The sequence below is a fragment of the Mycobacterium sp. RTGN5 genome (assembly GCF_033804465.1).
Lineage (GTDB): Bacteria > Actinomycetota > Actinomycetes > Mycobacteriales > Mycobacteriaceae > Mycobacterium.
In genome coordinates, this window is sequence record NZ_JAPZLA010000001.1 from 2,109,791 (window position 1) to 2,127,472 (window position 17,682).

The 17,682-nt window shown below is 67.8% G+C and carries 18 protein-coding genes; 12 read left to right on the forward strand and 6 right to left on the reverse strand.

Annotation, left to right across the window (positions count from 1 at the left end; genetic code table 11):
• Window positions 1-38: 38 nt before the first annotated feature.
• Complete coding sequence (cofC, locus tag SLQ31_RS10285) at window positions 39-674, reverse strand: 2-phospho-L-lactate guanylyltransferase (protein ID WP_319431993.1); 636 nt, start codon at window positions 672-674, stop codon at window positions 39-41.
• Between the two features lie 84 nt (window positions 675-758).
• Here cofC and SLQ31_RS10290 point away from each other — a divergent pair, with 84 nt between their 5' ends.
• The 3 genes from SLQ31_RS10290 to SLQ31_RS10300 all read left to right on the forward strand — a co-directional run bounded on the left by SLQ31_RS10290 (window position 759) and on the right by SLQ31_RS10300 (window position 4,083).
• The gene (locus SLQ31_RS10290; RefSeq protein ID WP_319431995.1) at window positions 759-1,769 is read left to right on the forward strand and encodes an NAD(P)H-dependent glycerol-3-phosphate dehydrogenase; all 1,011 of its coding nucleotides are present in this window, start codon (window positions 759-761) and stop codon (window positions 1,767-1,769) included.
• Window positions 1,770-1,791: 22 nt separating this feature from the next.
• Window positions 1,792-2,898 (forward strand): cystathionine gamma-lyase, encoded by a 1,107-nt coding sequence (locus SLQ31_RS10295; protein ID WP_319431996.1) that lies wholly within the window; start codon window positions 1,792-1,794, stop codon window positions 2,896-2,898.
• A gap of 72 nt (window positions 2,899-2,970) precedes the next feature.
• The gene (locus SLQ31_RS10300; protein ID WP_319433019.1) at window positions 2,971-4,083 is read left to right on the forward strand and encodes a D-alanine--D-alanine ligase family protein; all 1,113 of its coding nucleotides are present in this window, start codon (window positions 2,971-2,973) and stop codon (window positions 4,081-4,083) included.
• Window position 4,084: 1 nt separating this feature from the next.
• Here the strand turns inward: SLQ31_RS10300 and SLQ31_RS10305 are convergent, their stop codons facing one another.
• Window positions 4,085-4,633 (reverse strand): DUF3515 domain-containing protein, encoded by a 549-nt coding sequence (locus SLQ31_RS10305; RefSeq protein WP_319431997.1) that lies wholly within the window; start codon window positions 4,631-4,633, stop codon window positions 4,085-4,087.
• An 84-nt stretch (window positions 4,634-4,717) separates the two neighbouring features.
• Complete coding sequence (locus SLQ31_RS10310) at window positions 4,718-4,954, reverse strand: Lrp/AsnC ligand binding domain-containing protein (protein WP_319431998.1); 237 nt, start codon at window positions 4,952-4,954, stop codon at window positions 4,718-4,720.
• 129 nt (window positions 4,955-5,083) lie between these two features.
• Between SLQ31_RS10310 and SLQ31_RS10315 the strand changes: the two genes are divergently transcribed.
• Together SLQ31_RS10315 and SLQ31_RS10320 are read left to right on the forward strand one after the other, a co-directional pair.
• The gene (locus SLQ31_RS10315) at window positions 5,084-6,040 is read left to right on the forward strand and encodes a thiamine-phosphate kinase (RefSeq protein ID WP_319431999.1); all 957 of its coding nucleotides are present in this window, start codon (window positions 5,084-5,086) and stop codon (window positions 6,038-6,040) included.
• A 23-nt stretch (window positions 6,041-6,063) separates the two neighbouring features.
• A complete protein-coding gene (locus SLQ31_RS10320) occupies window positions 6,064-6,753 on the forward strand; it encodes a uracil-DNA glycosylase (protein ID WP_319432000.1) in 690 nt (229 codons plus the stop codon).
• Window positions 6,754-6,834: 81 nt separating this feature from the next.
• Here the strand turns inward: SLQ31_RS10320 and rpmB are convergent, their stop codons facing one another.
• Window positions 6,835-7,029 (reverse strand): 50S ribosomal protein L28, encoded by a 195-nt coding sequence (rpmB, locus tag SLQ31_RS10325; RefSeq protein WP_319432001.1) that lies wholly within the window; start codon window positions 7,027-7,029, stop codon window positions 6,835-6,837.
• Between the two features lie 274 nt (window positions 7,030-7,303).
• On the opposite strand from rpmB, the gene SLQ31_RS10330 reads away from it, so the two are divergent.
• From SLQ31_RS10330 to SLQ31_RS10350, 5 genes are all read left to right on the forward strand, one after another.
• The gene (locus SLQ31_RS10330; RefSeq protein WP_413641691.1) at window positions 7,304-8,953 is read left to right on the forward strand and encodes a DAK2 domain-containing protein; all 1,650 of its coding nucleotides are present in this window, start codon (window positions 7,304-7,306) and stop codon (window positions 8,951-8,953) included.
• Window positions 8,954-8,955: 2 nt separating this feature from the next.
• Complete coding sequence (recG, locus tag SLQ31_RS10335; protein ID WP_319432002.1) at window positions 8,956-11,172, forward strand: ATP-dependent DNA helicase RecG; 2,217 nt, start codon at window positions 8,956-8,958, stop codon at window positions 11,170-11,172.
• On the forward strand, window positions 11,169-11,876 hold the full coding sequence (locus SLQ31_RS10340; protein ID WP_319432003.1) for an HNH endonuclease family protein: 708 nt from the start codon (window positions 11,169-11,171) through the stop codon (window positions 11,874-11,876). Before recG ends, SLQ31_RS10340 begins: the two co-directional genes overlap by 4 nt.
• Window positions 11,877-11,988: 112 nt before the next feature.
• Window positions 11,989-12,438: an Rrf2 family transcriptional regulator gene (locus SLQ31_RS10345; protein WP_319432004.1), complete on the forward strand. Its 450-nt coding sequence runs from the start codon at window positions 11,989-11,991 to the stop codon at window positions 12,436-12,438.
• Window positions 12,435-13,661: a globin domain-containing protein gene (locus SLQ31_RS10350; protein WP_319432005.1), complete on the forward strand. Its 1,227-nt coding sequence runs from the start codon at window positions 12,435-12,437 to the stop codon at window positions 13,659-13,661. Before SLQ31_RS10345 ends, SLQ31_RS10350 begins: the two co-directional genes overlap by 4 nt.
• A 14-nt stretch (window positions 13,662-13,675) precedes the next feature.
• Here SLQ31_RS10350 and SLQ31_RS10355 read toward each other — a convergent pair whose 3' ends face one another.
• Both SLQ31_RS10355 and SLQ31_RS10360 read right to left on the reverse strand, forming a co-directional pair.
• A complete protein-coding gene (locus SLQ31_RS10355) occupies window positions 13,676-14,524 on the reverse strand; it encodes a hypothetical protein (protein ID WP_319432006.1) in 849 nt (282 codons plus the stop codon).
• A gap of 51 nt (window positions 14,525-14,575) precedes the next feature.
• Entirely contained in the window at window positions 14,576-15,415 is an 840-nt protein-coding gene (locus SLQ31_RS10360) for an aldo/keto reductase (RefSeq protein ID WP_319432007.1), read from the reverse strand.
• 259 nt (window positions 15,416-15,674) lie between these two features.
• Between SLQ31_RS10360 and SLQ31_RS10365 the strand changes: the two genes are divergently transcribed.
• Window positions 15,675-16,745, forward strand: a complete 1,071-nt coding sequence (locus SLQ31_RS10365) for an alpha/beta hydrolase (protein ID WP_319432008.1) — start codon at window positions 15,675-15,677, stop codon at window positions 16,743-16,745.
• A gap of 87 nt (window positions 16,746-16,832) precedes the next feature.
• Window positions 16,833-17,681 carry a DsbA family protein gene (locus tag SLQ31_RS10370; protein WP_319432009.1) on the forward strand — a complete coding sequence of 283 codons (849 nt, stop codon included), beginning with the start codon at window positions 16,833-16,835 and terminating at the stop codon, window positions 17,679-17,681.
• The last annotated feature ends 1 nt before the right edge of the window (window position 17,682 follow it).

Sequence of the window (17,682 nt, forward strand, 5' to 3'; positions counted from 1 at the left end):
CAGCCGAAAGTCGAAGGCCGTTCAGGCGTTGTTAACCATCAGCGATTCGCGATTGCCCTGGTTGTCGCGGCGCCGACACCGAGCAGCTCTGCTGACTGCAGGTCTTCGACAGTGTCGATATCGCAACGCAGCCCTGGCCACCCGCCAGTCAGTTCGACCGCCCCGGAGTCGCGGTGCCGACGGGCCGAGTCAGCGCCGAGCAGTGGCTCCAGCGCAGTGCCGAACGCGAACAGCGCCGCGGTGCCCGTGCCGTGGCGGTCGGCCACGAAACTGCGCGGGAATGACCGCGCCTGCGCCAGCGCCTCGGTCAGCTCGGCAGTTTGCAGAGCGGGTAAATCTCCTTGCAGCACAATGGTATTGGGTGTTTGGTTGGTGACGGTGGACCAGGCGAACCGGACGGCGGTGTTCAACGGGTCGGGATCAGTCGATGGCGTGGTGTCGAACAACACCGCCGCGCCGAGTTCGCGGGCGGCGGCGGATGCGGTGTCATCGGGGGTCACGACGGTGATCGATTGGACCGCGCTGACCGCCCGGGCCGCGGTGATGGTGTCGATCAGCATCGCGAGTACGACCTGTTCGCGCATGCCCGCTTCGAAGACCGGACTCAGCCGGGTTTTCGCGGCCGTCAGACGCTTGACTGCGATGATCACGCCCACATCGGCTGCGCCGCTCATGTTCACCATCCTTCCAGCGTCGTCGGGGCCGGCTGCATTCCTGGTCGGCGAGTAGTCGCAGCGGCGTGGGCTACGTTAATCACCATGACCAGCACGGTGGGCACCGCGGCGGTGATGGGCGCCGGCGCCTGGGGGACCGCACTGGCCAAGGTGCTGGCCCAGGCCGGTTCCGAGGTCCGGTTGTGGGCGCGCCGCGGCGAGGTGGCCGATGAGATCAACGCCACACACATCAACACTGCTTATCTCCCGGGTATCGAGCTGCCGGGCGCGATCCGCGCCACGACCGATGCGGCCGAGGCCCTCGACGGGCTGACCACCGTGCTGCTGGCCGTCCCGTCCCAGACCTTGCGTGCCAATCTCGAACAGTGGCGTCCGCTGATCGCCGACGGCGCCACCCTGGTCAGCCTCGCCAAGGGCATCGAGTTGGGCAGCCTGATGCGGATGAGTCAGGTGATCGTGCAAGTAGCCGGCGTAGACGCCAATCAGGTGGCTGTGGTGTCCGGCCCCAACCTGGCCGATGAGATTGCCGACGAACAACCCGCCGCAACGGTGGTGGCCTGCACCGATTCCGGTCGCGCGGTGGCACTGCAGCGCTCACTGAGCACCGGCTACTTCCGGCCCTACACCAACGCCGACGTGATCGGCACCGAGATCGGTGGGGCCTGCAAGAACGTCATCGCGCTGGCCTGCGGCATGGCAGCGGGAGTGGGGCTGGGGGAGAACACCGCGGCTGCGATCATCACCCGCGGACTGGCCGAGATCATGCGGTTGGGAATCGCGGTGGGCGCCAAGCCGGCGACGCTGGCCGGTCTTGCCGGCGTCGGCGATCTGGTCGCCACCTGCACATCGAGCCAGTCCCGCAACCGCACCTTCGGCGAACGACTCGGCCGGGGCGGCACCATCGAGGCGGCTCAGCTGGCCGCGGGCGGCCACGTGGCCGAAGGTGTCGCGTCGTGCGAGTCGATCCTGGCGCTGGCGTCCAGCTATGACGTCGAGATGCCGTTGACCGATGCGGTCCATCGGGTGTGCCACAAGGGCTTGTCGGTCGACCAGGCGGTAGCACTGTTGCTGGGCCGTAGCACCAAACCGGAGTGATCAGGCCCGGAGTGATCAGACAATGAGCGATCGTTATGGCGATTCCACCCGCGCTGTCAAAGCGGTGAGTTCCCAGCCGATTCCGGGCGAGCCGGTCGGGCCGGGCCCGGTTCTGGCGTCGGCGTTCCATCTGTCCGACGACGAGGGCAGCGAGGCCAACACCTATGGCCGCGGCTCGAATCCGACCTGGCGTCAGCTGGAGTCGGCGCTGGCCCAGCTGGAAGGCGCCACCGCCGCGCTGAGCTTCGGGTCTGGGATGGCGGCCATCACCGCGGCGTTGCGGGTGACGGCCAAACCTGGTTCGGTGCTGGTTGTTCCGGCTGACGGCTACTACCAGGTGCGCCGATATGCCGCTGAAAGCCTTGCGCCACTTGGTGTCACGGTTCGCGAGTCGAGCGCTGAGCAGATCTACCGGGCCGCCGAGGACGCCGATGTGGTGCTGGCTGAGACCCCGACGAACCCGGCGCTGGACGTGGTGGATCTGCACCGGCTGGCCGAGATCTGCCACCACCGGGGAGCGCGGCTGCTTGTCGACAACACCACCGCAACCCCGTTGGGGCAGCAACCGTTGTCGCTGGGCGCCGATCTTGTGGTGGCCAGCGCCACCAAGGCGTTGTCCGGTCACAGTGACTTACTGGCGGGTTACGCCGCGGGCAGCCACCCCGAACTGATGGCGGCGTTGGAGCGCGAGCGGTTGCTCTCCGGCGCGATTCTCGGTTCGTTCGAAGCGTGGCTGGTGTTGCGCAGCCTCGGCAGCGTCGGACTGCGCTTCGAGCGGCAGTGCCAGAACTCGCTGGCTCTGGCGACCGCAGTGATGAGCCACCCGAGAGTCCGGTCGGTGCGCTACCCGGGGTTGCCCGGCGACCCGTCCTACCCGGTAGCGGCCGCCCAGATGCGCCGCTTCGGCGGACTGGTGTCCCTCGAACTCGCCGACGCGGCGGCGGTGCACGCCTTGGTGCGACGCAGCGAGTTGTTGGTCGCCTCGACGAGCTTCGGCGGTATCCACACCTCGGTGGACCGCCGGGCTCGGTGGGGCGATCCGGTGGCGGACGGGTTTGCCCGGATTTCGGCCGGCATCGAGGACACCGACGATCTGGTCGCCGACGTCCTGGCCGCCCTCGACGCCTGAAATGCCTGTGCACGGCGTCGGATCGTGCCGATAACACCCGCGCTGTAGCCTCTCTAGGTTGTGACTTCCCGTCTGCCCTCCGACCGGCCTCGTGTCCGTGTCGCCGTCATCTACGGGGGCCGTAGCTCCGAGCACGCGATTTCGTGTGTATCGGCAGGCAGCATCCTGAAGAACCTCGACCCGGAGCGCTTCGAGATCGTCGCCGTCGGCATCACCCCGCAGGGCTCGTGGGTGCTGACCGACGGCAGTCCCGAGACCCTGGCCATCACCGACCGGCAGCTGCCGGAGGTCACCGGCGAGTCGGGGACCGCGCTGGCCCTGGCCGCCGATCCGCTGCGCCGCGGCGAGCTGGTGTCGCTGGGCCAGACCCCCGGTCAAATGCTGACGTCGGTCGATGTGGTCTTCCCGATCCTGCACGGCCCTTACGGCGAAGACGGCACCATCCAGGGTCTGCTGGAATTGGCGGGCATCCCCTACGTGGGTGCCGGAGTGTTCGCCAGCGCGGCCGGCATGGACAAGGAATTCACCAAGAAGCTGCTGGCCGCCGCCGGGCTGCCGATCGGCGACCACGTTGTGCTGCGCGCACAGCAGCAGGCGCCGACGCTGGACGATGTTGACCGACTGGGCTTTCCGATGTTCGTCAAGCCGGCCCGCGGTGGCTCGTCGATCGGGGTGAGCCGGGTCAACAACGCCGACGAGCTGACGGTGGCGATCGCCGACGCCCGTCGTCACGATCCGAAGGTGATCATCGAGGCCGCCATCGGAGGCCGGGAGCTCGAATGCGGAGTGCTCGAATTCCCGGACGGCTCAGTGCAAGCCAGTGCCATCGGCGAGATTCGCGTTGCCGGAGTCCTGGGTCGTGAGGACGGATTCTACGACTTCGCCACCAAGTACCTCGACGACGGCGCCGAACTCGACGTGCCGGCCAAGGTCGACGACGATGTGGCAGAAGAATTGCAGCGCTTGGCAATTCAGACGTTCAAGGCGCTGGACTGCCAAGGCCTGGCCCGGGTGGACTTCTTCCTCACCGACGACGGTCCGGTGGTCAACGAGATCAACACGATGCCCGGCTTCACGACGATCTCGATGTACCCGCGGATGTGGGCTGCCAGCGGTATCGACTATCCGACGCTGGTGAGCACCATGGTCGAGACCGCGCTGGCCCGGGGAACCGGTCTGCGCTGACTCAGCGCGCCGGGTTCGGATCGATCGGAACCGCAGGCGTGGTGCTCGCGATCAGATCCGACAAGGTCTGGATCGGGGTCGGTCCCGACTCGGTCGGCAGTGTGAGTGCCACGTAGACAGGGCGATCCACGGTGACCCAGGTGCTGTGGTCGGTGTCGGGATCGTCGAGCCGGAACCACTGCACCGCATTGACCATCTGGATGGGGGAGCCGACGACGAACTCGGCAGGTCGGTCGATCCCGCACCGCATGATCACCGGGTAATTGTCGGCCTCGCCGCGCCATGCCGCGGCTCCCTGCGGCACCGGGTCTGCCGCGACCACCCGATGGAATTCACCGAGGTTGGCGGGCAGTGCGTCGATCAGGGCCCGGCAGGTCGAGGAATCGGCTTGGGGTGCCGGCGCGGCCGCGATGACCACCGGCTGGACCGGCGCCTGCCGGGTGGCGGCGATCGCCAGGACGGCGCCGATCGAGACGACCCCCACCACCACACCCGCAATCAGCAGGGCGCGGGGCGGACCGTCCGGCGGGCTTTCTTCGGTGGCGCTCACTGCCTCGTTATTACACGAGTGTGCGGTGTACTACGCCAAACTCGGCGCGTCGCGGATGAAACCGCACACTCGGCGCACTGTCGCTCAGTCGGCATCGGCGATGGGGCAGGTCAGGGTTCGAGTGATCCCGGTGATCTGCTGAATGCTGGGCACGACAGTGGCGGCGAGGTCGTCTTCGCTGGCGGAGCCGACCCGCACCACCACGTCGTACGGTCCGGTCACGTATTCCGACGACAGCACACCTGGCAGCGCGGCCACCTGCTTGGCGACGAGCTCGGCGCGGCCGACCTCGGTCTGGATCAGCATGTAGGCCTCCACCACCCGTCGCCTCCTCGTCTCGATGTTCGCCCGTGCGCGGTGCCGCCCTAGACTGACGTGTCCTAGACCGGCAGGGAAAACGTACCGCAGGTTGCCGCACCGATCAGCGTGTGCGACAGGAGGGGAGGCGCCGTGGCCGACGCTGGCGAACCCACCTTGCGTGAGTTGGGCGAATTCCCGGTGATCGACCGACTGGTGTCGGGGCGCCGTCAGCCCGCCGGGGTGAGCGTCGGGCCCGGGGATGACGCGGCGGTGGTGAGCGCGCCCGACGGGCGGATCGTCGTCACCACCGACATGCTGGTGGAAGGGCGTCACTTTCGGTTGGACTGGTCGGCGCCCTACGACGTCGGCCGAAAGGCCATCGCGCAGAACGCTGCCGACGTCGAGTCGATGGGCGCGCGGTGCAGCGCGTTCGTCGTCGGGTTCGGCGCCCCGCCGGACACCGCGGTGTCGCGGGTGCAGGAGCTGTCCGACGGGATGTGGCAGGAGGCTTCGGCATTGGGCGCCGGGATCGTTGGCGGGGATCTGGTATCCAGCCCGCAGTGGGTGGTGTCGGTGACCGCGCTGGGTGATCTCGGTGGACGTGCCCCGGTGTTGCGCAGCGGCGCACGGGCGGGTTCCGTGGTCGCCGTCGCCGGTGAGCTTGGCCGCTCGGCGGCCGGATATCTGTTGTGGCACAACGGCATCGAAGGGTTCGACGATCTGCGCCGCTGGCATCTGGTGCCGCGACCGCCGTACGGGCAGGGGGTCGTGGCCACGGAGGCCGGCGCGCAGGCCATGACGGACGTCTCCGACGGGCTGCTCGCCGACCTCGGCCATATTGCCGAAGGATCCGGGGTGGCCATCGATCTCGCCTCCGACGCGCTGCGGCCCGACGTGGACGCCGTCGCCGCCGCGGCCACGGCCGCTGGCGTCGAGCCGGTGTCGCTGGTGCTCTCCGGTGGTGAAGATCACGCGCTCGTCGCGTGCTTTCCCGGTGCGGTGCCGGCGGGTTGGCGGGTGATCGGCACGGTGGCCGACGGTCCACCCGAGGTTCGGCTGGACGGGCGGCCCTGGGCCGGCTCGGCGGGTTGGCAATCGTTCGACTGAGCCCACGAGTTAGGTTGGCCCCCGTGACTTCCACCGCCCGGCCGCTGACCGAACTCATCGACGACGGCTGGGCGCAGGCGCTGGCCCCGGTCAGCGATCAGGTCTCGCAGATGGGTCAGTTCCTGCGTGCTGAGATCGCCGCCGGCGAGCGCTATCTGCCCGCCGGGCCGAACGTGCTGCGCGCGTTCACCTTCCCGTTCGCCGAGGTGCGGGTGCTGATCGTCGGCCAGGATCCCTACCCGACACCGGGCCACGCGGTGGGCCTGAGCTTCTCGGTGGCCCCCGACGTGCGACCGCTGCCGCGCAGCCTGTCCAACATCTTCAGCGAATACACCGCCGATCTCGGCTACCCGGCGCCGTCCAATGGTGATCTGACGCCATGGTCGCAGCGCGGCGTCATGCTGCTCAACAGGGTGCTGACCGTGCGGCCCGGCACCCCGGCATCGCACCGGGGCAAGGGCTGGGAAGCGGTCACCGAATGCGCCATCCGCGCGTTGGCCGCGCGCGATCAGCCGATGGTGGCGATCCTGTGGGGGCGTGACGCGTCGACGTTGAAGCCGATGCTGGATGGGACTCGCAACCCGGTGATCGAGTCGGCACATCCGTCGCCACTGTCTGCGTCGCGGGGATTCTTCGGCTCGCGGCCGTTCAGCCGGGCCAACGAACTGTTGACCGGGATGGGTGCCGAGCCGATTGACTGGCGGCTGCCCTAACCGACGCCGAGATCGACGTTCTGCAGGGATCTACTCGAACTTTTGCGCCCAAACGTTGGTTTGGGCGCAAGAGAGGGGCAATTAGCCGCGGGTGACCTTGCCGGCCTTCAGGCACGAGGTGCAGACGTTGACGCGCTTCTTGTTGCCGCCGGGACGGCTCACGGCGTGCACGGTCTGGATGTTCGGGTTCCAGCGACGGCTGGTCCGGCGGTGGGAATGCGACACCGACTTGCCGAAGCCGGGGCCCTTTCCGCAAACGTCGCACACGGCAGCCATGTAGAACTCCTCTAAATCAGTAGTCAAACTTTGTCCAGGGGGCCAGCGACCGCGCGACGGGTGACCCGACAACCTGACCAGAATAGCGGTCCGGTGAACCGAACGCCAAAATGCTCCGCCGCCCGTCCGGTTGGCGACTGCGCAAAGGTCACTGACCTGCGGTGATCGTAACATCCCACCGTGGTGGCCGCCGGTGACGTCGCACTGTCGGGTGGACTGGTTAGGCTGGCGCGACGGAGCCGTGTGGTGTGCCAGGGATCGCGAGGAGGTGCCGATGCCGGACCGGCGGCTGGACGCATCAGCCCTGCGCGATTGGGCTCACACCGCCGTCGGCGACCTGATCACCCACACCGACGAGATCAACCGGCTCAACGTGTTCCCGGTGGCCGACGCCGACACCGGCACAAATCTGCTCTTCACCATGCGCTCGGCGCTGGACGAGGCGAAATCGGCGGCCGGCTCGGGCGACGTCAGCCTGATGACCGCCGCGTTGGCCGACGGCGCGCTGCACGGCGCCCGCGGAAACTCCGGTGTGATCCTGTCGCAGATCCTGCGCGGCCTGGCCGAGGTGACGGCATCGGCGGCCGACGACACCGACGGGTCCCTCGCCGATATCGACGCGGTTCTGCTCGGTGCTGCGCTGCGGCACGCCGTCGGGCTGGTGGTGTCGTCGATGGGCGGCGAGCTGGTGGCCGGCACCATCGTGTCGGTGCTGCAGGCCGTCGCCGAAGCGATCCAGCACGCCGCCGCCGAGGGCGCGGGACTGGCCGCGGCGCTGGCCGCCGGCGGCGACGCGGGGGTCGCGGCGCTGGAACGCACGCCCGATCAGCTCGACGCGCTGGCCGCGGCGGGCGTGGTCGACGCCGGCGGGCGTGGCTTCCTGGTCCTCATCGATGCGTTGACCGCCACCGTCACCGGGCATTCGCCGCATCGGGATGCCTACGAGCCGGGACCGCCGCGACTGGAAAGTGCTGCTGCTGCACCCCGTCCGCCGCAATTCGAGGTGATGTATCTGCTCGCCGACTGTGACGCGACCGCACTCGACCCGCTGCGCGCCCGATTGGAGCAGCTCGGCGATTCGGTGGCGATCGCCGCAAGCGCTGATGCGGATCGCCACTCGATCCACGTCCACACCGACGACGCCGGCGCCGCGGTGGAGGCCGGGCTGGCGGCCGGTGCGGTCAGCCACATTCAGATCTCGGTGTTGAGCGCCGGCCCGGCCCGGGTTTCGCCGGGTAGCTGGAGTCGCGACCGCGCGGTACTGGCCATCGTCGACGGTGACGGCGCCGCAGAGCTTTTCGACCAGGAGGGCGCCTGCGTGTTGCGTCCGGGCGCCGCGCTGGCCGACCCGGCCAACGGCATCTCCGCCCGGGAGCTGGTGCGCGCCCTCGTCGACACCGGAGCCGCTCAGGTGCTGGTGCTGCCCAATGGTTACATCGCGGCCGAGGAACTGGTCTCCGGCTGCACGGCCGGAATCGGTTGGGGCATCGACGTCGTCGCGTTGCCCACGGGATCGATGGTGCAGGGGCTGGCCGCACTCGCCGTCCACGACTCGACCCGGCATGCCGTCGACGACGGCTTCTCGATGGCCAGGGCGGCAGCCGCGGCCCGGCACGGTTCGGTGCGCACCGCCACCGAGCAGGCGCTGACGTGGGCCGGTACCTGCGAACCCGGTGACGGCCTTGGCATCGCCGGCGACGAGGTGCTGGTGGTCGCCGACGATGTGACCGGCGCGGCCACCGGGTTGATCGACTTGCTGTTGGTCGCCGGCGGGGAATTGGTGACGGTGCTCGTCGGCGACGGCGCCGATCCCGCCGTCGCCGCCGCACTCGCCGACCACATCCATCGCCGCCATCCCGGTATCGAATTCGCGACCTATTCCACCGGCCATCGCGGCGACGCACTGCTGATCGGGGTGGAGTAACCGTGGTCGGCCTCAGCGACCGGCTCGACGGCATCCTTGGTGGCAAGGCCGCCGGTCTGCTCGACGACGTGTTCGGCATCCACACCGTCGACGACCTGCTGCGGCACTACCCCCGCAAGTACATCCACGGGATGTCGGTATGGGGCGAGGACGAGGTGCTGCCGGAGGCGGGTGAGCACGTCACTCTGGTCGGGGAAATCGAGAAGGCCGACGTCCGTTGGACCAACCGTCAACCCAAGCGTGAATACCTGGTGATCACGCTGGGCAAGGGGCGACGCAAGGTCACCGCGACGTTCTTCAACGCCAAGTGGCTCAAGAAGGAATTGATCGAGGGCGTCCGGCTGATGCTGTCCGGGGAGGTCGGCTTCTTCAACGGCAACATGCAGCTGACTCATCCGGATTTCCTGGCGCTGAACTCGCCGAAGGGGCGGGTATTCGGCAGCAAGTCGCTCAAGACGATCGCCGACACCTCGACCTCGCCGAGCGGCGAGCTGTCCATGGCGGCGTTCGAGCGTGACTTCTTCCCGATCTACCCGGCCAGCTCCAAGCTGCAGAGCTGGGATATCTACGCCTGTGTGCAGCAGGTTCTGGCCGTGCTCGATCCGATCGCCGATCCGCTGCCGAAAGCTGTTGTGGATCAACGTGGTCTGATATCTGAAGGCACCGCGCTGCACGATATTCACCTCGCCGAGCGCGAACCCGAACGGGAGGCTGCCCGTGAGCGGCTGAGGTTCGACGAAGCCGTCGGGATGCAGTGGGCGCTGGCCCAGCGGCGACACGGTGAACTCGGCGAATCCGGGCCGCCCGCACCGCATCGTGACGACGGGTTGGCCGCCGGTCTGATGGGCCGGCTGCCGTTCGACCTGACCGCGGGGCAGCAGGAAGTACTCGGCGTTGTCACCACGGAGTTGGCTGCGACCAAGCCGATGAACCGGCTGTTGCAGGGTGAGGTCGGCTCCGGCAAGACGATCGTGTCGGTGCTGGCGATGCTGCAGATGGTCGACGCCGGCTACCAGTGCGCGCTGCTGGCCCCGACGGAAGTCCTTGCTGCCCAACATGCGCTGTCGATCCGCGCTGTCCTCGGACCGCTGGCGATGGCCGGCCAGCTCGGCGGCGAGGAGGGCGCGACCCGGGTGGCGTTGTTGACCGGCTCGATGTCGGCGGCCCAGAAGCGTCAGGTGCGTGACGAGGTCGCCGCGGGGGAGGCCGGCATCGTCATCGGCACCCACGCTCTGCTGCAGGAGGCGGTGGAGTTCCAGCGATTGGGTTTCGTCGTCGTCGACGAACAGCACCGGTTCGGTGTGGAGCAGCGAGACCGGTTGCGCGCCAAGGCTCCTGCTGGTCTGACGCCGCACCTGCTGGTGATGACGGCGACGCCGATCCCGCGCACGGTGGCGTTGACGGTGTACGGCGACCTGGAAACCTCGACGATGCGCGAACTTCCGCGCGGGCGCCAGCCGATCACCACCAACACGATCTTCATCAAGGACAAGCCGCAATGGCTGGCCCGGGCGTGGCAACGGATCATCGAGGAGATCGGCGAGGGCAGGCAGGCCTACGTCGTCGCGTCCCGCATCGATGAGGATGACAAGACGGCTGCGGCAACCGATGGTCCGCCCGCCGAGACCGTCCTGACGTTGTTCAAGCACCTGGGCCACGGACCGCTGGCCGGACTGCGGCTGGGCCTGATGCACGGCCGGCTGTCCGGCGACGAGAAGGATGCGGTGATGGCCGCGTTCCGGGCCGGGGACATCGATGTCCTGGTGTGCACCACAGTGATCGAGGTGGGCGTGGATGTGCCGAACGCGACGGTGATGGTGGTGATGGACGCCGACAGGTTCGGCATCAGCCAGCTACACCAGCTGCGCGGGCGTATCGGGCGCGGCGCGCATGCCAGTCTGTGCCTGCTGGCGACAAAACTTCCGGAAGGCTCCAAGGCGGGCGAGCGGTTGACCGCGGTGGCAGGCACTCAGGACGGGTTCGCGCTCGCGGATCTGGATCTGCAGGAGCGCCGCGAGGGAGATGTGTTGGGGCTCAACCAATCCGGTCGACCGATCACGTTGCGCTTCCTGTCGCTGGCCGAACACCTTGAGGTCATCGTTGACGCGCGGGAAGTGGCACAGTCGATGCATGCCCGCGACCCCGCCAACCGGGGGATGGCCGTACTGGCCGGGCAGTTCACCGGCGGTGACCGCATCGACTTCCTGGACAAGTCATGAAGCGCCGTCCGCTGATCTGGCTGGCGGTGATCGCGGCGCTGTCGGTGATCGTCTCGGTGCAGGTGATCTCGTCGACCGGTGAACCGGATCGGATGGTCGCGCGTGCCGATGTGCCGACCGTGGCGCCGGGAGCCGATGTGCTCGCCGGCATTGTGATCGTCCCGCAGCGGCTGCGGGGGTACGACTATCAGCGCGCGGCGTTCGGCGATGCCTGGGACGACCAGAACTCCGCTCCGGGTGGACACAACGGCTGCGACACCCGCGACGACATCCTCGACCGTGATCTCGTCGACAAAACCTACGTCTTCACCAAGCGCTGCCCGCAGGCCGTCGCCACCGGCGAGCTGCACGATCCCTATACCAGCGCGACGATTTCGTTCACCCGGGGCGCGCAGGTGGGGGCGGCCGTGCAGATCGACCACCTGGTGCCGCTGGCCTACGCGTGGGACATGGGGGCGCGAGACTGGCCGGACGCCATGCGGATTCGGTTCGCCAACGATCCCGCCAACCTGTTGGCGGTGGCGGGGCAGGTCAACCAGGACAAGGGCGATCAGCCGCCGGGTGCCTGGATGCCGCCCAATCACGCCTTCTGGTGCCAGTACGCCGTGCAGTTCATCGCCGTGCTGCGCGGCTACTCATTGCCGGTGGACCAAGCGTCGGCCGACGAGCTGCGTGAGTCCGCGGCCACCTGCCCCAAGGGTTGATCGGCGGCGAATCCGCGATCACCGCAGGTCAAAAAACCGCACGATTCGTAGTATTCAAGCCCACACCCGTTAAATGCGCATTCTGGATGCGCAATAAACTAGCGTCGCATTCATGCAGCTCACACGCTTCACCGACCTGGGACTCCGGGCCATGATGCTGCTGGCCACGGGCCAGGCCCGCGAACAGCGGGTCACCACCAGAACGGTCGCTGCCGCCGCCGGAGCGTCGGAGAACCACGTCGCCAAGGCGGTCTCGCGATTGACGGAGATGGGACTGGTGTACGCCCGCCGCGGACGGACAGGCGGGCTGGAACTCACCGACGCCGGCCGGGAGGTCTCGCTGGGTTGGCTGGTGCGCCAACTCGAAGGCGATCGCGAAGTCGTCGATTGCGTGGGGCAGTCTGCCTGCCCGTTGATCGCGGCCTGCCGATTGCGACGGGTACTCGCCGACGCCAAAGAGGCGTTCTACACCGAACTCGACCGCTATACCGTCACCGATCTCGTCGGCAGCAGATCGCTGCCCGTCGTATTGCAACTCACCACCGAAAGGAAACTGGGATGACCACCACCGCAGGCGGCCTGGTTGTGCAGGAACTGGAGCCGGACCACGCCGAGATCATCAGGGCGACACTGCCGCTCGTCGGTGCGCATGTGGACGAGATCACTCATGTGTTCTACGGCCGGATGTTCGCTCGTCATCCTGAACTTCTGCGGACTCTGTTCAACCGGGGCAACCAGGCGCAGGGATCGCAGCAGCGTGCCCTGGCCGCATCGATCGCGACATTCGCCACCCACCTGGTGACTCCGGATCTGCCGCATCCAAGTGAACTGCTTTCGCGCATTGGCCACAAGCATGCGTCGCTGGGGGTTACGGCCGACCAGTATCCGATCGTGCACGAGCATCTGTTCGCGGCGATCGTCGAGGTGCTGGGCGCCGACACCGTGACCGCGGACGTCGCCGCGGCCTGGGACTGCGTGTACTGGATCATGGCCGACACGTTGATCGCGTTGGAGCACGATCTCTACCGCAGCGTCGGCGTCGCGGACGGAGACGTCTTCCGCCGGCTGCGGGTCACCGCCCGTGAGGACGACCCCTCCGGCACCGTGCTGCTGACGGTTGCTGCCGACGGGATCTCTAACACGGTTGCAGCACAGTATGTTTCGGTTGGTGTGACGTTGCCCGACGGGGCGCGTCAGCTGCGCCAATACAGTCTGGTGAACGCGCCGGGTGCAACCGAGCTGACCTTCGCGGTCAAGCCGGTGGACGCCGATAGGCAGCACCCGGTAGGAGAGGTGTCCAGTTGGATTCGCTCATGCGTCCGGGTGGGTGATCTGCTCGATGTCACCGTGCCGTTCGGCGATCTGCCGCAACCGCGCAGTGGGGCACCGGTGGTACTGATCTCCGCCGGTATCGGCATCACGCCGATGATCGGGATCCTGGAATACCTTGTTGCACAGGGGCACCGCACGCCGGTGCAGGTTCTGCACGCCGACCGCAGCGCGGAGAGCCATCCGTTGCGCAAGCGGCACCAGGAACTGGTGGACATCCTGCCCGGCGCCGATCTACAGCTGTGGTACGCCGACGGTGTCGACGGCGATAGCACCGGGATTCACGAGGGCTTGATGAACCTCGATGACGTCGAAATCGCCGATGACGCCGAGATCTACCTCTGCGGAAACGCTGGATTCGTGCAGGCGGTGCGTGCTCAGCTGACCGGAAGCGGTATCGCGCTGAGCCGCGTGCACTGCGAGCTGTTCAGCCCGAACGACTGGCTGCTCGACTAGCGGGCGCCGCCGCGTCAGGCCGGTGACTTTCGCGCCGCCGGTGGACTGATGCGGCGGATGGCGGCTGCCGACAACGCCCCGGCGGCGATGAGCGTGATCCCGAGCCAGGTGGGAATCTCGTCGATGATCAAGCCGATGATGCCGATCGTCACCACGTACGAAGGCAGCCAATCGACAATCGGCAGCAGTGACGGCAGTGGCTCGTCCGACAATCCCGCCTCCCGTTCCCATTTGAGGCCCGCGTAGTCGGGATAGGCCCCGGTGAAGGACAACGCGAAGAAGGTCGCGGCGAGCTGAAGCACCCAGCCGGTCCAGAAGTTGTCGGGGTCGTGCAGCCAGACGATTCCGACGAAGCCCACCACGGCGGCGAACGCGAATGAGCCGGCCCACACCGCCGAGACGGCGTAGTTGATGCGAATGAATGCCGGTGCGTCCCAGAACTCCTCCGGCGTGGTCTCCTTGGCGTAGGACAGCGTGAACGGTCGGCGGATCAACAGCGTGGCCACCGCGAACACCGTCAGCGCGATGTTGGACATCTCGCCCGTCCAGGTACTCAGCCACTGGTCGGCCTCGACCCCGGTCAGCGCCCGTATCACCAACAGCACGCCGAAGTAGGCGGCGCCGAAGACGGTCAGCGAGTGCATCCGGTCGCCACGGCGATATCCCGCCCACAGGGTAAAGAGGGTGAGGCCGAAGACGATCGCGATCGCCGTTCCGAACCGGCCCGGGCCGCCCAGCACCGACACCAGGATCCACGGCGCCAGGCCGGACAACGGTGAATCCAGATAGCTGTCGAGCAACCTCGACGCGCCGAATCTCGGCTTTCTCGGTGCCGGGGGCTCGTGTCCCTGCTCGTCGGACATGCGGACACCCTAATTGCGTTCGGCCGCTGACGCGGCTCGAACCGCGAGACCTTAGGTGCCGGTGTAGGTTTCCGGGTTCGGCCGGAACCGGGTGCCGTCGTCGAGCCCGCTGAGGGTTTCCACCTCGGCCGCCGTCAGCTCGAAGTCGAACACGTCGGCATTCTCGGCGATCCGCGCCGGATTGGCCGAGCGGGGGATGACGATATTGCCCAGCTGCAGGCTCCACCGCAGAAGCACCTGGGCGGGCGACTTGCCATGTGCCGCAGCTACTTCGGCGACCGCAGGAAGCTCGAGCGCCTTACCCACGCCCAGCGGGCTGTACGCCTCGGTGACGATCGAATGCTCGGCGTGCACGGCGCGCAGCTCGGCCTGATTGAGCAGCGGGTGCAGTTCGATCTGGTTGATCGCAGGCGTGAAGAAGCTGAGATCGATGATGTTCGAGAGATGCTCAGGGGTGAAGTTCGAGACGCCGATCGACTTGATCAGGCCGTCCTGGCGGGAGCGCATGAGGCCGCCCCAGGCATCGACGTACTTGCCGTTCTGCTCGGCGGGCCAGTGGATCAGGTAGAGGTCCACGTAATCCAGGCCGAGCCGTTCGAGGCTGGCCTTGATGGCGTCCTGCGCGGCCTGGAAGCCCTGGTCCTCGGTGGCGAGCTTGGTAGTGATGAACAGCTCGTCGCGGGGGACGCCCGAGGCGGCGATGGCGCGGCCGACGATTTCCTCGTTTCCGTGTGCTGCGGCGGTGTCGATCAACCGGTAACCGGCCTCGAGCGCGGTGGCCACCGCGTTCTCGGTCTCCTCGACGGACAACTCGGCGACGCCGAGACCCAGCGCCGGGATGGTGTTGTCGTCGTTGAGCGTGACGGTGGGGATCGGGGCCGCCGGTGTCATGTCACCTGCCTGTGGAATAGGAGTTTGTCCAGGTCCGAACCCGGGCAATGATCGGTTGTCGAGTCACCGACTTCGGGATGACGATAGTACGGACGGCGATAGGTGAGCTGAGCAGGCCCGGCGCGCCGTCGCGGGTCGGCACCGAAATTTGCGGGCTGGTAAGCGACCGGCCCGGGCCGGAGGCTGACAGACCGCTGCCAGCGCGGGTCCCGTACGCTGCGGCGATGCCGACCACACACCGGAAGTGAGGGGTGCAGTGATGGCGGAGAGCCGGTTTTCCAAACGTGCGCTGGCGGTGAGTGCCAGGGCGGGAGTGAAGATCATCCCGCGGCTGCCGAACGCCCTCAAGCGGCTGATCGGAGGCGGCCGGGCGATCACCATCGACGGGAACACCCTTGATCCCTCGATCCAGGCGATGCTGGCCGCGCAGCGAGCGATCGGCATGAGCAGCCTGGCGGTCTTCGGCGACCCGATCGCCACCCGCCGGCAGAACCGGGAAGCCACCGCCAGCCTCGACGAGCCCAATATCCACGCCGCCAGCGTCGAGCCCGTCGCGATTCCGGGACCGGCCGGAACCATCGCGGCCCGGCACTACCGTCCAGCTGACGACGGCGCGCCGCTGCTGGTGTTCTTCCACGGCGGTGGATTCGTCTTCGGCGATCTGGAAACGCACGACTGCGCGTGCCGGCTGATCTGCCGCGATGCCGGGGTGCATGTGCTGGCCGTCGACTATCGGCTTGCACCCGAACACAAGGCACCCGCCGCCGCCGAGGATGCCTACGCCGCGTACCTCTGGGCCCTCGATCATGCCGCCGAGCTGGGCGCTGATCCCGAGCGGATCGCGGTCGGCGGTGACAGTGCCGGAGGCTGCCTGGCCGCCCTGGTGGCTCGTCAGGCCCGCGACGCCGGCGTGGCACAGCCTGCCCTGCAATGGCTGATCTATCCGGTCACCGACCTGCGCGGTAACACCACATCGCGCACCCTGTTCGGCGACGGCTTCCTGCTGACGAAGCGCAACATGGACTGGTTTGAGGCCGCCTACATCGAGGGATCGGGTCTCGACGTCAGCGATCCGCGGGTCTCCCCGTTGCTGGCCGACGACCTCGCCGGGTTGGCGCCTGCGCTGGTGATCACGGCCGGGTTCGACCCGCTGCGTGACGAAGGCGAACAGTATGCGGAGAAGCTGCGCGCGGCCGGTGTCACGGTCGACGCCCGCCGGATGGGCCCGATGACCCATGCATTCCTGAACCTGAATGCGCTCGGCGGGCAGGTCAGCCAGTGCAACGCCGAGATGATCTCGGCGTTGCGCGCCCACCTTGCCCGCGGCTGACCCTCCGGGGAAGGAACAGGCCCGAATTCGCCGCCGGTACTCTAGAGGCGCTAACACCGAGTCTTGACAGCGAGGATCCACCGACCCGTGGCCACCAATAAGAAAAGCGCCCCCCGCTACGACCTGAAAGCTCAGGATCGCAAGCGCAACCTCTTCATCCAGCTAGGCCTGACTGCGATCGTCGTCATCTTCGCCGTCGGCCTCGTGCTCTTCATCGTGACGGGCCATGACAAGAAGACGGCCGGCGGCACTGCCCAGGCGGTGCGGATCACCTCCGGCGCGCTGATCAAGAAGGACGGCACCGACGAGCCCAAGGCCGTCTTGTCGCTCTATGAAGACTTCCAGTGCCCGCACTGCCGTGAGTTCGAGAAGGCCTTCGGCCCGACCATCACCAAGCTGGTGGACAGCGGCGCAATCGCCACCGACTACTACATGGTCGCCATCCTGAACTCGCCGATCAACAAGAACTACTCGACGCGCGCCGCCAACGCGGCCTACTGCGTCGGCGACGAGAACAAGGACGCCTTCCTCCGGTTCCACGGCGCGCTGTTCGCCCAGCAGCCCGACGAGGGCTCCGGCGCTGCGCCGGACAACAACTCGCTGATCGAGACCGCCCGGCAGGCCGGTGCGGGTGGCGGCGTTCCGCAGTGCATCAACTCCGGCAAGCACAGTGACATGGTCGAGGGGCTGGCCGCGGCCGCCAAGATCCAGGCCACGCCGACCATCCGGCTCAACGGCGAGGACATCAGCCCCGCGTCGCCCGACGAGCTGATCGCCAAGGTCAAGGCCATCGTCGGCAATGTGCCCGGCCTGGATTCCGCGACGCCCCCGCCGCCGGCTGCGCCGGCTTCGGCCCCGGCTGCACCTGCTGCCCCGGCACCGGCCGCTCCGGCCCCGGCACCGGCTGCTCCGGCCCCGGCGACACCGACCCCGTGAG